The 14,704-nt window shown below is 39.6% G+C and carries 11 protein-coding genes; 8 read left to right on the top strand and 3 right to left on the bottom strand.

The annotated features are described in order from the left end of the window. Window positions 1-45: 45 nt before the first annotated feature. Window positions 46-897 carry a dihydropteroate synthase gene (gene folP / locus IPJ16_13305; protein ID MBK7628149.1) on the top strand — a complete coding sequence of 284 codons (852 nt, stop codon included), beginning with the start codon at window positions 46-48 and terminating at the stop codon, window positions 895-897. A gap of 78 nt (window positions 898-975) precedes the next feature. Continuing rightward, a complete protein-coding gene (locus IPJ16_13300; GenBank protein ID MBK7628148.1) occupies window positions 976-1,752 on the top strand; it encodes a TIGR00159 family protein in 777 nt (258 codons plus the stop codon). A gap of 252 nt (window positions 1,753-2,004) precedes the next feature. On the opposite strand, the gene IPJ16_13295 is transcribed toward IPJ16_13300, so the two are convergent. From IPJ16_13295 to IPJ16_13285, 3 genes are all read right to left on the bottom strand, one after another. Then, the gene (locus IPJ16_13295) at window positions 2,005-2,820 is read right to left on the bottom strand and encodes a PQQ-like beta-propeller repeat protein (GenBank protein MBK7628147.1); all 816 of its coding nucleotides are present in this window, start codon (window positions 2,818-2,820) and stop codon (window positions 2,005-2,007) included. Beyond that, entirely contained in the window at window positions 2,813-3,226 is a 414-nt protein-coding gene (locus IPJ16_13290) for a hypothetical protein (GenBank protein ID MBK7628146.1), read from the bottom strand. The genes IPJ16_13295 and IPJ16_13290 overlap by 8 nt, the downstream gene beginning before the upstream one ends. 81 nt (window positions 3,227-3,307) lie before the next feature. Continuing rightward, window positions 3,308-5,746 carry a copper-translocating P-type ATPase gene (locus IPJ16_13285; GenBank protein ID MBK7628145.1) on the bottom strand — a complete coding sequence of 813 codons (2,439 nt, stop codon included), beginning with the start codon at window positions 5,744-5,746 and terminating at the stop codon, window positions 3,308-3,310. 190 nt (window positions 5,747-5,936) lie between these two features. On the opposite strand from IPJ16_13285, the gene IPJ16_13280 reads away from it, so the two are divergent. The 6 genes from IPJ16_13280 to IPJ16_13255 all read left to right on the top strand — a co-directional run bounded on the left by IPJ16_13280 (window position 5,937) and on the right by IPJ16_13255 (window position 14,652). Further along, window positions 5,937-7,409 carry a PAS domain S-box protein gene (locus tag IPJ16_13280; GenBank protein MBK7628144.1) on the top strand — a complete coding sequence of 491 codons (1,473 nt, stop codon included), beginning with the start codon at window positions 5,937-5,939 and terminating at the stop codon, window positions 7,407-7,409. A gap of 11 nt (window positions 7,410-7,420) precedes the next feature. After that, complete coding sequence (locus IPJ16_13275; protein ID MBK7628143.1) at window positions 7,421-8,065, top strand: response regulator transcription factor; 645 nt, start codon at window positions 7,421-7,423, stop codon at window positions 8,063-8,065. Window positions 8,066-8,260: 195 nt separating this feature from the next. Beyond that, the gene (locus IPJ16_13270; protein MBK7628142.1) at window positions 8,261-10,279 is read left to right on the top strand and encodes a PAS domain S-box protein; all 2,019 of its coding nucleotides are present in this window, start codon (window positions 8,261-8,263) and stop codon (window positions 10,277-10,279) included. A gap of 57 nt (window positions 10,280-10,336) precedes the next feature. After that, complete coding sequence (locus IPJ16_13265; GenBank protein MBK7628141.1) at window positions 10,337-13,075, top strand: PAS domain S-box protein; 2,739 nt, start codon at window positions 10,337-10,339, stop codon at window positions 13,073-13,075. Window positions 13,076-13,198: 123 nt separating this feature from the next. Beyond that, window positions 13,199-13,642, top strand: coding sequence for a response regulator (locus IPJ16_13260; GenBank protein ID MBK7628140.1), 444 nt, complete (start codon window positions 13,199-13,201; stop codon window positions 13,640-13,642). 101 nt (window positions 13,643-13,743) lie between these two features. Next, on the top strand, window positions 13,744-14,652 hold the full coding sequence (locus tag IPJ16_13255; protein ID MBK7628139.1) for a response regulator: 909 nt from the start codon (window positions 13,744-13,746) through the stop codon (window positions 14,650-14,652). Window positions 14,653-14,704: the final 52 nt, after the last annotated feature.

Below are 14,704 nucleotides of genomic sequence, written 5' to 3'. Positions count from 1 at the left end.
GAATTAATAAAAATCACTAAATTCGTCTGATAATAATTAAATACTTTGCAGGACAAACCACGATATATAAATTCCGGAGGAAAACTGATTGACCTTGACACTCCAAAAGTGATGGGGATTCTGAATATAACTCCTGACTCTTTCTATAAGGGAAGCCGATATAATTCCGACTCTGCGATTTTAAAGAAAGCTTCTGAAATGCTTGAAGAAGGTGCAGATATTATTGATATTGGAGGTTATTCTTCCCGGCCGGGTGCGGCTATTGTTACTGAGGAGGAGGAGAGCAAGAGGGTGCTGAAAGCAGTGAAACTGGTATCCTCTGAATTTCCCGGAGCAATAATCTCGGTTGATACATTCCGATCGGGTATAGCCTGCAGAGCTGTGGAAGATAATGGAGCTCACATTATAAACGATATTTCAGGCGGTGAAGCCGATTTAGAGATGTTTGGTATCGTTGCAAAACTCAATGTTCCCTATGTTATAATGCATATGCAGGGTAATCCTCGTACTATGCAGGATAATCCTGTATACGATGATGTGGTGGCAGATATACTCAGATGGTTTGGCGACAGGATCTACAAACTCAGGATACTTGGTGTAAAGGATATTATCATTGATCCCGGATTTGGATTTGGCAAGACAGCAGATCATAATTTTGAGATGCTGCGACGGCTTAATGAATTTTCTGTGGCAGGACTACCCGTAATGGTTGGTGTTTCGCGTAAATCGATGATCTGGAAAACACTCGGTATTTCAGCTGAAGAGGCATTGAATGGTACCACAGCACTCAATGCATTAGCTGTAGCCAATGGTGCTGATATACTGAGAGTTCATGATGTTAAGGAAGCAGTTCAGGTGGTGAAACTTGTTAGAAGAAGTCCGAAGACCGAAGACTGAAGTAAATGCAGAGTCGGTCTCCGGTCTCCGGTCTTCCAGCGTGTTTCTATATGATATAATTTTATAATAACCCTAATTATGCCTTTTCATATTACAGTACTTGATATTATAGATATTTTTCTGGTTGCTTTAATCTTTTTTCAGATTTACAGGATAATAAGAGGCACTGCTGCTTTCACAATATTTATTGCGATATTCTTCATTTACTTATTCTGGATTATCGTTAAGGCACTGAATATGGAGCTGATAAGTGCGCTCCTGGGACAAGTGATAGGTGTTGGTGTACTTGCACTTATAATTGTATTTCAACAGGAGGTAAGAAGATTCCTTCTGGTTCTCGGGAACAGATATATTACAGGCAGCAGGTTTTCTGTCAGCCGGTTTTTCTCAGCAGTAGGAAATGACAATGGTAGTCCGAAAGAAGCAGAAGAAATTGTAAGGGCTTGCGAAAAAATGGCATCAAAAAATACAGGTGCACTGATCGTGATCGGAAGGAAAAGCAGTCTTGACCTCTATTCCGACGGCGGTGAAATAATCAGGGCCCAGATAAGGGCAGACCTACTGGAGACTATATTCTTTAAAAATACCCCGCTGCACGATGGTGCCGTTCTGATTGAAGGGCATAAAATACTGGCTGCACGGTGTCCTTTACCAACAACTGAACGTGTTGACGTCGATCCCCGCTTTGGTATGCGGCACAGAGCCGCAATAGGCATGTCAGAACATTCAGATGCTCTTATAATTGTCATATCAGAAGAGACTGGTTATATCTCGGTTGTTGAAGAAGGCGAAATCAGAGAGAATATTTCTCCCAACGAGTTGAGAAACATATTGCTGATGGAGAAGGAATGGTGAAGATAAAAGACAAAAGGATAAAGACAAGCGTAGAGCGTAAAGCGTAAAGCGTAGGGAGGAAGATTAAGTCTCTTTCCTAGTGCTAAGCGAAGTCTCCAGACTTCGCTTCAAGTAATTTGTAGTCTGAAGACTACATTAAATATTCGGCGAAGTCAGGAGACTTCGCCGAGCAATCAAAGTTGTTATTTCAAGTAATTTGTAGTCTGAAGACTACATTATGTATCCGGCGAAGTCAGGAGACTTCGCCGAGCCTTAGAGAGTGTATAACGTCAGAGTTTCAGCATCCTTAATGTAAATCGTATTTCCTGCAACTACAGGGAAAGCATAAATCGGAGTTTCAGATACTTTATATTTAACAACTTCAGTATATGCTGCAGATTCCGGCTTCAGAACTATCAGGTTGTCTGTACTGGTGAGACCGATAATAAGATTTCCGCAATCGACAATTGTAGAAAAATCGTTGTTTACCGCATTATCTATCCATGCAGTTGCTCCGGTTGAAGCATTCAGACAATAAATTCTTTTCTGATCAGTAAAACCATACAGGAAACCATTTACAAGTACAGGTGTGTTCCACTTTGCGCCAACTTCAGGATTACTCCAAACTTCTTTTGTAACATACTCATTTCCTGCCTTTTCAACTTTCAGAGCTCTCATACCGTTTCCCTGACCGGTCAGATAAATTGTCTGGCCATCGATATACGGACTGACACAGTTGTAAAATCTTTGCTGTACCGGTGTGGCATATAGCCAGAGTGATTTTCCGTCTGACAGGCTTAGAGCCATAAGGTTCTTTTCTGTCTGTACAATAATATGTTTTTTACCATCCACTACCATAATTGAAGGAGAGGCATATGCCGGTCCGTCTCCTGACATTTTCCACTTTTCGGCACCTGTTTTCAGATCGAGAGCCAGAACTTCCCCGTTATCTTTTGTTCCTACATGGGCAATACAAATGTTGTCAACGATTAGTGGCGACATTCCTGTAAAGAACTGTGGAACTGCGTTTGTCGGATTTTCTCTTTTCCATAAAAGTTTTCCTGTTTTGGCATCAAGACAATTAAGAATGGCTGCTGCACCAAAAGGTTACAATTTTGCCATCGGCATACGCAGGAGTGCTTCTGGGTCCGGGGTGTGAGCCTGCAGCACCTGTAACGGCCATTGATGGATACTGATATCTCCAGTTCTCTTTACCTGTGGCGGCATCGAGACACATAACCACCTCATCAGTGCCCTGCCGGGTGTTGAGGTATATGTTTTTTCCAACAAGTATCGGGGTTGCATCACCAGTTCCCACAGTTACTTTCCATTCCTGTTTCAGTGTGGCCGGCCAGGTAGAAGGAGCCTTGAATCCTATAACTTTACTGTCACGGTTTATTCCGCGCCACTGAGGCCAATCCTGGGAAAATGAGTCGCTGGTACTCAGGATAATAAGTGTAAATAATACACTGAATAGTAGGCATAGTTTTTTCATGGTATCTTCTTTTATTTGTTTTCAGCATCCGTAAATTTATACTTAAATGCACAGAAAAACAATAAAAAGATATTGATGAAATTAACCTACTTTATAAGCCCTGAGCCGGAGGCTGTTTGTCACAACAAAAATTGAACTGAAAGCCATTGCACCTGCAGCAAACATCGGAATAAGTAAGCCGAAAGCGGCAACTGGTATCAGGGCGACATTATAAAAGAATGCCCATATCAGGTTCTGGACTATTGTCCGGGAAGTCCCTCTTGATAATGATATAGCTTTTGCAATACCTGAAAGATCTCCGCTGATGAGTGTAATACCTGCAGCGGCTATTGCAATGTCGGTCCCGGTACCAATAGCGATCCCTACATCAGCCTGGGCAAGCGCCGGAGCATCGTTTATTCCATCGCCAACCATTGCTACCTGCAGACGGGGAGATTTGCCTGAAGTTTCTGTTCCTTGTATTTTTTTCACCGCATCAGCCTTGCCGCCCGGAAGTACTTCAGCTATTACACGTTCAATGCCTACCTGTTTTGCAATAGCATCAGCAGTTGCCTGATTATCACCTGTGATCATCAGGATCTCCATTCCCATATGCTTCAATCCTGCTATCGCTTCCCTCGCACCGGGCTTTACAGTGTCGGCCATTGCCAATATCCCCGCGGGGATAAACTTGTCAGTAGTATTTGCTGCAGCCGTGGAAATGATCATTACTGTTTTGCCTTCTCTCTGTAATTTTAAGATTTCATCCTGAATTGCTTCAGTATTGATGCCCTCATTTTGCATCATACGCAGATTGCCTATTATTATCGACTGGTTTCCTGTTAAGGCTCTGATTCCAAATCCGCCAACTGCCTTGAACTGATCTGTATCTGTAAGTGTCAGTCCTTTCGCTTCAGCAGCTTTGACAATAGCCCTGCCTAAAGGATGTTCTGAGCCTTTTTCAGCACTGGCAGCAAGAGATAACAACTCATCCTTATTAATCTGTGTGAGAGAAATAATGTCGGTAACCTCCGGTTCTCCCTTTGTTATTGTTCCTGTTTTATCAAGAACAACAACATTTACTTTCCCGGCACGTTCAAGTATTTCACTGTTTTTGAAGAGAATACCATTTTCAGCTCCTTTTGATGATCCAACCATTATGGCAGTTGGAGTAGCAAGACCGATAGCACACGGGCAAGCTATAACAAGTACAGCAATTGCATTCATCATGGCTATTGTCCAGCTCTGACCGGCCAGAAATATCCATCCGGTGAAGGTAACGATTGCTATTCCTATAATTATTGGAACAAAATATCTGCTAATCTCATCGGTGAGCTTTTGGATAGGTGCTTTACTGGCCTGAGCATTCTGTACCAGATTGATTATCTGAGAGAGGGTGGTGTTTTTGCCAATCTTTGTGGCCTCAAATTTTATTAAGCCCTCCCTGTTTATTGTTGCCCCGATTACCTCGTCACCCGGCCCTTTTATAACAGGCATTGATTCACCTGTAATCATTGACTCATCGAATGCTGACCTGCCTTCTGAAATGATACCATCAACCGGAATTTTTTCACCCGGACGGACAACTATCGTATCCCCGACAATGACCTGTTCAATACCGAGCTCAACCTCGTTTCCGTCTCTTAAAACAGTTGCTTTTCTTGCACTTAAACCCATAAGCGCTTTTAATGCTTCGGAAGTTTTTCCTTTAGCCCTGGTCTCGAGATATTTGCCTAATCTTATGAGAGTTATAATGGAAGCGCTTGTTTCGAAATATACATGTGGACTACTAATGATACCAGTTACAACAAGCAGACTCGAAAAGTATGCTACAGATGAGCCAAGCATAATGAGAACATCCATATTGGCCCCGCCCATTCTGAGGCTTTTGTATGCTCCCTTATAGAACTGCCAGCCCACAATAAACTGGACAACAGTTGCTGCGACAAGCATGGCAAGATGATCGTATTTGAAACTTATATCCGCAAAGTCATGCGACATACTGAATACTATCAGTGGAATAGTAAAGATCAGTCCGACTATTAAAAGTTGCAACTGCCTTTTCAATTCTGATGTACGCACCTTTGCCTCAATATCTTCAAGCTCTTCATTTTCAGCAGCCTGAATGATTCCAAACCCTGCTTTCTGTATTGTTGCGGCAATTTGCGCAACGGTTATCATTCCCGGGATATACTGAATCAGAATGAGCTCCGAACCATAACTTACCTTACATGAGACCACGCCGTCTTGTTTTCCGACTATTTTCTCAAGGGAGAGGGCATCTGTATTATCCTGCATACCGGTAACCGGCAGTTCAAGGTTTCCTACGGCAACACCATAACCTATCTTCCTGACAGAATCAATAATATCTTTTTCACTGAGAACCTCAGTATCAAAAACAACATTGAGTTTCTCCCCGGCAAAATCTACTGATGCGACTTCAATTCCGTTTACCTTTCGAAGGTTTGTTTCTATTGTAAGAGCGCAATTGCTGCACGATAAGCCTGTTACGGGCATCATTGCACTTTTTGATTTAGTCATTAACTGTGTTTTTAAATGCGATTTACAAAAGTATAACAATTATCTTCTCCGGATGTTTGCAGAACATCTTAAAGTCATTCAATAGTCATTGGATTGTTTTCTATTAATAATATGCAACATTAATATCATCTTATTTCAGGGATTTCGTATATTGTTGAAATCAGGAGTACATGTTGATAATATTCTGAAAATGACTGAAAGTAAGCAGGGAGGGGTGCACCGAAATAATTCAGAGAATATTTACAAAGCTATCTTTGAGAACAGCATTGATGCTATTCTTATCACTTCAACTGATGGTGGAATACAATCAGCAAATCCTGCTGCCTGCAAAATGTTTGGTTATAGTGTTGAAGAATTCGTTAAAGCTGGCCGTGACGGTATACTTGATCCAAGTGATGAAAGGATACCTTTATTGCTTTTGGAGAGAGAAAAGACCGGAAAAATTTCAGGGGAATTAAGGTATAGGAGAAAGGATGGAACAATCTTCCCGGTTGATTTTACTTCTTCAGTTTTTAAAGATTCAGAAGGAAGAGACCGGACGATTACAATTCTGAGAGATGCAACAGATTTGAAGACAACTTTGGAAAAACTTAAACTATCAGTTGATGAATACCGCAGTTTGTTTGAAAACTCAATGATGGGTATATCACAGGCAAAGCCGGGATCAGGCTTTTTCAGAATAAATCAAGCTTATGCAGATCTTTATGGGTATCCTGATATTCAATCATTGCTTAAGGATGTCTCAACGAACATAAAGATGCTATACTCTGATCCTGCCGACAGAGAAAAAGTTCTCAGCCTTCTTGAAAAAAACGGGTATATGCCACCTACTGAATTTGAGCTGAACAAAAAAAACGGAGAAAAATTCTGGGCATTAGTCTCGGCAAAGCAAGTAAAGGATGCTTCCGGTAAATTACTTTATTTGCAGGCAGAACATTTTGACATCACCAGTCATAAGATAGCTGAAGCAGAACTTCGGAAGTCAAAAGACTCTCTTGAGAAACTTAATCAGCATATGAATGAAGTTCTTGAAAACGAAAGATCACAAATCGCTTTAAATCTGCATGATGATCTGGGACAGAAACTTACAGCCCTTAATATGGATTTGGCATGGCTGAAAGCCAGAATTGGTGTTCAATCACGCACAGTTGAGAATAAATTGCGGCAGATGACCTTACTCATGAACGAAGCTATAGATAGTATTCAGAAAATCTCGTATGGATTACGTCCCAGTATTCTCGACGATCTGGGATTGATTCCTGCTCTTGAATGGCAGATAAAGGAGTTCATCAGGACATCAGGAATTTTATGTAAAACTTCATTTGTGCCTAAAGAAATAGAGATTGACAGTCAGTCAGCATTGATAATCTTCAGAGTTGTACAGGAGGCTTTAACGAATGTGGTCCGGCATTCCAAGGCAACAAAGGTTCATGTCATTTTAACCATACGCGGTGAAATTCTGGAAGTTACTGTTGAAGATAATGGTAAGGGAATTGAAGCTGAAAAAATAGAAAATCCAAAATCTTTTGGATTGGCAGGGATGAGAGAGCGGATATTACTTGTCGGTGGAGAGTTTATAATTTCAGGCAAACCCGGGGAGGGAACAATTATTCAGGTTAGAATTCCATTATGTTTAAAAGCTAAAACTGATCCAAATTATTAATTCAATTTTAAATGATAAGAATTCTAATAACCGATGATCACCCTGTCGTCAGACGAGGAATCCGACAGCTCCTGGAAGATGACAAGGAAGAGAGATTCGGAAAGATTGAGGAGGCAGGAAGCGGGAAGGAGCTTCTGGAGAAGCTGAATTTATCTGATTTTGATGTGGTTCTCCTTGATATTTCTTTACCCGGACGAAGCGGGCTGGATTTGCTTGTTGATATTAAAAAACTCAAACCAGCACTTAAAGTTGTAATACTTAGTATCTATCCTGAAGAACAATATGCCCTTCGTGCTTTGAAAATGGGAGCAGCAGGCTATCTGACAAAGGCCAGTGCACCTGATGAACTCATTTCAGCGGTAATAAAAGCTTCGCAGGGAGGCAGATATATTTCTGCATCACTGGCGGAAAAAATAACTTCTAATCTGATTGAGGATTCAGATTCTCCTTTGCATGAAAAACTTTCAGTTAGGGAACTGGAGGTTCTCTCGCTTCTCGCAACAGGCAAAACAATGAGTAATATTGCCAATCTGTTGTCCTTAAGCCCTAAAACAATAAGTACTTACAGGGAGAGAATCCTCTCAAAACTAAAACTTAAAACCACCTCCGATATTATCCGTTATGCAATAAAGGAGGGACTGTCGGAAGAAAAATAGTCATATAATAGTCATTCAGTAGTCATTCAATGGTTTGACAATCAATGATAATCGAATGACACGAAGTAAAAGACGGCCACAGGCCAAATGACCCATTTTGTAGGTAATTCCCTTACAGAATAATCAGAACATATCCTACACCCGGTTTGCATTTTCAAGAGTAACTTTCGTCAAAACAAATTAATCTGTGCATTTATGATTTCACCCGATATGCGTACTCTGATTTTCAGTTTCCTGATAACAGACATGATTATTACAATAGTCATGGTGATGCTCTGGATACAGAACAGAAAACATTTCTTCGGAACAATATACTGGGTTGTCAATTTCACATTTCAGACTGTAGCCCTTGCACTTATTGCAATGAGGGGTGTAGTACCTGACTGGATGTCGATGGTTTTATCAAATTCACTTGTTATTGCAGGCAATATTCTTGGTCTGATTGGCCTTGAGTATTTTGCTGGGATAAGAAGAAGACATATTCTCAACTGGATGTTGCTGGCAGTATTTATTTTTATTCATTTCTGGTTCAGTATTGTGAAACCCGATCTGCCTGTGCGTAATCTTAACCTTGCAACTGCATTTCTTATTGTTGGATTACAGGTTTGCTGGCTTGTAGCATTCAGACTGAAAGGGGAGATGCGCAGGCTTACGTCAAGCATCGGATTTATTTTCTTGTTTTATTGTGTGATCAATACCGGCAGGATCATTAATTTTTTTACGGCAGAGCATCCCGGGAACGATTATTTTGAGACAAATGGTTTCGAATCTTTAGTTCTTATTTTTTATCAGATGCTTTTTATTCTTCTCACTTACAGCCTGGCACTTATGTTCAATAAAAAGCTTCTTTTCAGCATGGAAGAAAGCTCCGGATTATTAAGGGAGTCGCAGGCTTTGCTTCAGGCAGCCATGGATTGCAGTCCGTCAGGTATTGCAATTGCAGATGCTCCTGATGGTAAGCTCAGGTATGTAAATAAGGCAGGACTTATGATTCCTGCAAAGGAAGAGGATGAGATTGTGGAGGATATTGATATTAATAGATATGTTTCAAGCTGGCAGATCAAACATCATGATGGTACACCATATAAGCCGGAAGAAGTGCCTCTTGCAAGGGCTGTTTTGTATGGTGAAGCAAATAGCAGAGAGTTTATTATTTCACGCGGTTTTAATGACGATAGAGTTGTCCTGGCTAATGCGGCTCCAATATTTAACGATTCAGGCAAAGTAAAAGCCGGGATAGTTGTCTTTCATGATATTACAGACTATAAAAATGCCGAGGAAAAGTTACGACAGCAATTCTTTACATTAAAAGGACTGAATGACAGTTCTCCGAGTCCTATTTTTTCAGTGGATGTAAATTACTGCTATACAAGCTTTAACAAGACTCATGCTGCTGTAATGAAACATATATATAATATTGACATTGAGGTTGGTAAGAATCTGCTAGATTGTATGTCGAATCCGGATGACAGAAAAAAGGCAAAAAAGAATATTGATCTGGCGCTGAAAGGGCAGCAGATCACAGAGGAAGCTTTTTCAGGAGAAGATCGTCTGTCGAAATTATACTTTGAGGTTTCCCATAATCCCATATTAAATGATAAATCTGAAGTAATCGGAGTGGCAGTACTGGCAAGGGATATGACCCACAGAAAAATAATCGAGGAAGAACTGCGTGAGACAAGCGAATACCTTGAAAACCTCATAAATTATGCTAACGCACCAATAATTGTATGGGATACAAACCTTACTATTACACGTTTTAACCATGCATTTGAGAGCCTGACCGGATTAGTAGCATCTGATGTTATTAATAAGAAAATAGATATTCTTTTCCCTGCTGAAACAAAGGATGAATCGATGGTAAATATCAGAAACACAACGCTGGGCTCAAGATGGGAGATTGTTGAAATCCCTATAAAGAATGTTGATGGCACAGTGCGGACAGTTATCTGGAATTCAGCAACAATCTATGATAAAGACAGGGTGACTCCTATAGCTGCAATTGCACAGGGACAGGATATTACAGAGAGGATAAATACCGAGAATCTGCTTAAGGAAAAGATTCATGAACTTGAAAAATTCAATAAGATAATGGTAGGCAGGGAAATCAGAATGATAGAGCTTAAGAAGGAAATAAATGAACTCTGCATAAAACTTAATATGCCTGAGAGATATAAAGCACCAAAGGAGATCATCAGCAAAGATAGTGAATAAGGCGCATTTGTTGAGAAGCAAATAACAATATATAGCGTTAAGCAAACGACAATAATCATGAAAATGAATCTGGCATCTGATCTGTTTCTTTTAACATTTAATCTGTCGCAGCTACATGACAAAGAGAAGATAATTCTGCTTTTTGTTGAGGGTATGGATGAGATATTTAAGCCTGTAAAGTTCAATTATTCGGCAGATAGTCCAGAAGGGTCAGAATTCTTTGAAATCAGGACTGGAAAGTCATCCTTTGGAGTTATTGGTACAACCTTACTCCAGACTGATAATGATGTACATCGTGTTCTGATAAATAATTCGGTTCAGATGCTTGCAATAATAATTGAACGCTTGGAATTTGAACAAAAACTTGAGAAGGACAGAGACTTATTTGAGGAGGTTTCAATCAGTAAGTTAAGGGAGGTTGAAACCAATCTCAGGGATCTGGAAGAGTCGAGAAGTGCTTCAATTAACCTGATTGAGGATCTGACTGATGAAATTGAAAAAAGAAAACTGGCAGAAGCTTATCTCAGGGAATCTGAACTGGCTCTGCGTGAAAGTGAGGAAAAGTTCCGGAGAGTTTTCGAAGATGGCAAGATAAGTATGGCGTTAGTAGATAAAAATTTTAGTTTCATTGATGTTAATGAAGCGTTCTGCCGTTTTACAGGTTTTACCGATAAAGAACTCTCCTCTATGACTTTCAGGGATTTTACCCACCCCGATTATATTTCAAGGGATATTGAATCGGTAAAAAACCTATATGAAGGAAATATTCCATTTTATCAGACTGAAAAGAGATATTTAACTAAAAACGGTAAGACAGTATGGGGATCCGTCAACATTAGTGCTATAAGAGACCCTGAAAAAAAGTTCCTGTATTTTCTTGCTATGATTGATGATATTACTGCACGTAAAAATACAGAGGATAATCTTAAGGAAACACAGCTAATACTTAAGGCCACTCTTGAAAGTCCTGTAGACATGATAATCCTTGCAATAGATAAGGATTTTAATTATCTGTCATTTAATAACAATCATAAAGCAGTAATGAAATCTGCCTATGGAACTGATGTGGAAACAGGGATGAATCTTCTCGAATGCATGGTAGGGGAGGATGATAAAAAAAATGCAATAGAAAACTATAGCCGTGCCATGAATGGTGAATCACTTATTACTGTTCAGGAATATGGGGAATCAGAACGGAGCTACTTTGAGTCGTTTTATAATCCGATAAGAAATGAAAACAATGAAATAGTAGGAGCTACAGCTTTTGCACGGAACATTACAGAGAGAAAAAGGGCGGAACTGGCCCTAAGGGAGAGTGAGGAAAAATTCAGAAATCTTTTTGAACACTCCCCCGTTGGCAAATCAATGACAGGTATAGACGGTACGATAAATGTTAATAAATCATTTTGCAAAATTCTTGGTTATACTGAAGATGAATTAAGGTCTAAGAATTGGAAAGAGATTAGTTACCCTGATGATATACCCAGAACTGAAGAGATTGTCGAAACTCTCATTTCAGGTAAGGCAGAATGGGCAAGATGGGATAAACGCTACCTTCATAAGAGTGGTAAGATCATCTTTACAGATATAACAACATATCTACAGAGAGATAATTCCGGTAATCCCCAGTTTTTTATAACAACGATAAGCGATATAACCGAGCGTATTCAGCTTGAACGCGAGCGATTCCGGCTCCTTGATATAATAGATAAAAGTTCGAATGAAATATATATTTTCGACTCTGAGACATTAATATTCGAATATGTAAACCGGGGAGCTCTTTTAAATATTGGATACTCAATTGACGAGATGAGGGTTATGACCCCCATCGATATTAAACCATTTATTTCTGAAGAAACATTCAGGGAAATGCTGAAGCCATTACTCTCTTTTGAGAAGCAAGTCTTGGTATTCGAAACAAGTCACAGAAGGAAGAATGGTACCGATTACCCTGTTGAGGTATTTTTGCAGATTTATAATGATGAAGGTAAAAAACTTTTGTTTGCAATTATAAACGATATAACTGCAAGGAGAATTGCGGAACAGGAGATAATAGCGCTAAACGAGAATCTCGAAAAAAAAGTTTATCAGCGGACCTCGCAGCTTAATTCAGCAAATAAAGAGCTGGAAGCATTCAGTTATTCTGTCTCACATGATTTAAGAGCTCCGCTAAGGGCAGTCCATAGCTATACGAGGATACTCAAGGAAGATTATAAGGATACTCTTGATGATGAAGGAAAAAGAATCTGTGAAATAATTGAAAATAGTGCAGTTCACATGGGACAGCTCATCGATGACCTGCTTTCATTTTCTAGGGTAGGAAGGTCGGAGATCAATTCCTCAAAAATTGATATGACGAAAATGGTTAAAGCTGTTTTAAGTGAAGTTGTTAGTCCTGAAGACTTGCTTCGGATCAACATTAAAGTGGATAAACTACCTTCAGCTTATGGTGATTCCACAGCCATAAAGCAGGTCATTACCAACTTGTTATCGAATGCAATAAAGTACAGTTCTAAAAATGATAAGCCTTCAATTTATTTTGGATGGGAGCAGTCAAAGGATAGCCAGGCTTACTATGTGAGGGATAATGGTGTGGGTTTTGACATGAAATACTCAAATAAACTGTTTGGGGTATTTCAGCGTCTTCATAGTACCAAAGAATTCGAGGGTAACGGAGTTGGCCTGGCAATTGTTCAGCGGATAATTCACCGTCATGGTGGAAAAGTCTGGGCTGAAGGAGAAGTTGGTAAAGGAGCCACTTTCTTTTTCTCGTTGCCGGCTATAAAGAATATATAACAGTCATTAAGTAGTCATTCAAATGTTTGATAACCTGAGACAGATTAGTGGATGACGCCCGAAGGGCAAATGACTGTAAATTGAGAGAAGCAAATTAAGTGGTTAACAAATAATTATAGAAAAATGACAGATATGAATGCTATCGAAATTTTAATCGTTGAGGATGATCCCCGTGATGCTGAACTTACTCTTAGGGCATTGAAGAAAAACAATCTTGCCAATAATGTTTATGTTGCAGAGGATGGGGAGGAGGCTCTAGACTTCTTCTTCTGCAGAGGGAAGTTTGAAAGCAGAAATTTTCAGAATCCTCCCAAGGTTGTTCTGCTCGATCTAAAACTTCCAAAAGTTAGCGGACTTGAAGTATTGCGACTTGTAAAATCCGATAAGCGAATATCGCATATCCCGATTGTCGTAGTGACATCATCACGTGAAGAACCAGATATGAAGGAAGCTTATGAGCTGGGGGTAAACAGTTATGTTGTAAAACCTGTTGACTTCGACAAGTTTGTCAGTGCCATGAGCAGCCTGGGTTTATACTGGTTGCTTGTTAATCAGCCGCTTAAATAAGATATCATTCAATTGAAAGACAATAAATGACCATCAAATGACAATCGAATGACGGCGAAGCCGAATGACATAGAATTTATTAATGTATAAATGGTATTTATATGAAAGATTCAATCAAAATTCTGTTTCTTGAAGACGTACTTGCAGATGCCGAGATGATCTGGACAGAACTATCAAGGAGCAAGGTAAATTTCAGTAAGAAGCTTGTTGAGAATAAAGAAGAATACATTTCAGCACTTAAGTCATTTGAACCTGATTTGATAATATCTGATTATTCATTGCCACAATTCGATGGTATGACTGCTCTTTTACTGAAGAATGAAATGGCCCCTGAAGTACCATTTATCCTTGTTACCGGCTCTATCAATGAGGAGATAGCTGTTGAATTAATGAAAGCTGGTGCCGATGATTATGTTATCAAGCAAAACCTGTCCCGCCTTGCTTCAGCTTTGAATCAGGCCTTGAAAAAAAGAGAGATAGTAAAGGAAAAATTAAAAATTGAGAGTGAACTGAGAAGGAGCGAGCAGATTTTTACAGCTTTCATGGATTATTGTCCGGTGTTTTTTTTCTTTAAGGACCATGAAGCCCGTCCCATCAGACTCAGTTCCAATTATGAAAAAATGATCGGACGCCCGGTAAATGAGGTGATTGGAAGAAGTATGTTCGAAATATTTCCTGAAGAGCTAGCAAAAACGATGATTCATGATGACCTCACCGTATTGAAAAATAATGTGCCTGTAAGTGTGGTGGAAGAGCTGAATGGAAGAATTTATGAGACATTAAAGTTCCCGATTAAGGTACATGGAATGCCCACATATCTTGCCGGTTTCACTATAGATATTACCGAACAGAAAAAATCAGAGACTGCTTTAAAACAAAAAATAGAGGAGCTTGAACAGTTCAATGATCTTACAGTAGGAAGAGAACTTAAAATGATTGAATTAAAGCAGGAAGTGAATTCATTGCTTAAAAAAATGGGTCAGAAAGAGAAGTATAAAATTGTAGAATAAGGCAAATGGTAACAGGCGCTTGATAGAGATATTATAGATTTGCCCATTTTCC

Source organism: Bacteroidales bacterium, from assembly GCA_016709865.1.
GTDB lineage: Bacteria > Bacteroidota > Bacteroidia > Bacteroidales > VadinHA17 > LD21.
Note: the sequence above shows the minus strand (reverse complement) of the source record. Positions and strands in the feature narration are given on the sequence as shown.

Excerpts from the sequence above, each read along its gene's own strand:
- IPJ16_13300 (MBK7628148.1), top strand. The coding sequence starts at position 976 with ATGCCTTTTCATATTACAGTACTTGATATTATAGATATTTTTCTGGTT.
- IPJ16_13290 (MBK7628146.1), bottom strand. The coding sequence starts at position 3,226 with ATGAAAAAACTATGCCTACTATTCAGTGTATTATTTACACTTATTATC.
- IPJ16_13285 (MBK7628145.1), bottom strand. The coding sequence starts at position 5,746 with ATGACTAAATCAAAAAGTGCAATGATGCCCGTAACAGGCTTATCGTGC.
- IPJ16_13280 (MBK7628144.1), top strand. The coding sequence starts at position 5,937 with ATGACTGAAAGTAAGCAGGGAGGGGTGCACCGAAATAATTCAGAGAAT.
- IPJ16_13275 (MBK7628143.1), top strand. The coding sequence starts at position 7,421 with ATGATAAGAATTCTAATAACCGATGATCACCCTGTCGTCAGACGAGGA.
- IPJ16_13270 (MBK7628142.1), top strand. The coding sequence starts at position 8,261 with ATGATTTCACCCGATATGCGTACTCTGATTTTCAGTTTCCTGATAACA.
- IPJ16_13265 (MBK7628141.1), top strand. The coding sequence starts at position 10,337 with ATGAAAATGAATCTGGCATCTGATCTGTTTCTTTTAACATTTAATCTG.
- IPJ16_13260 (MBK7628140.1), top strand. The coding sequence starts at position 13,199 with ATGACAGATATGAATGCTATCGAAATTTTAATCGTTGAGGATGATCCC.
- IPJ16_13255 (MBK7628139.1), top strand. The coding sequence starts at position 13,744 with ATGAAAGATTCAATCAAAATTCTGTTTCTTGAAGACGTACTTGCAGAT.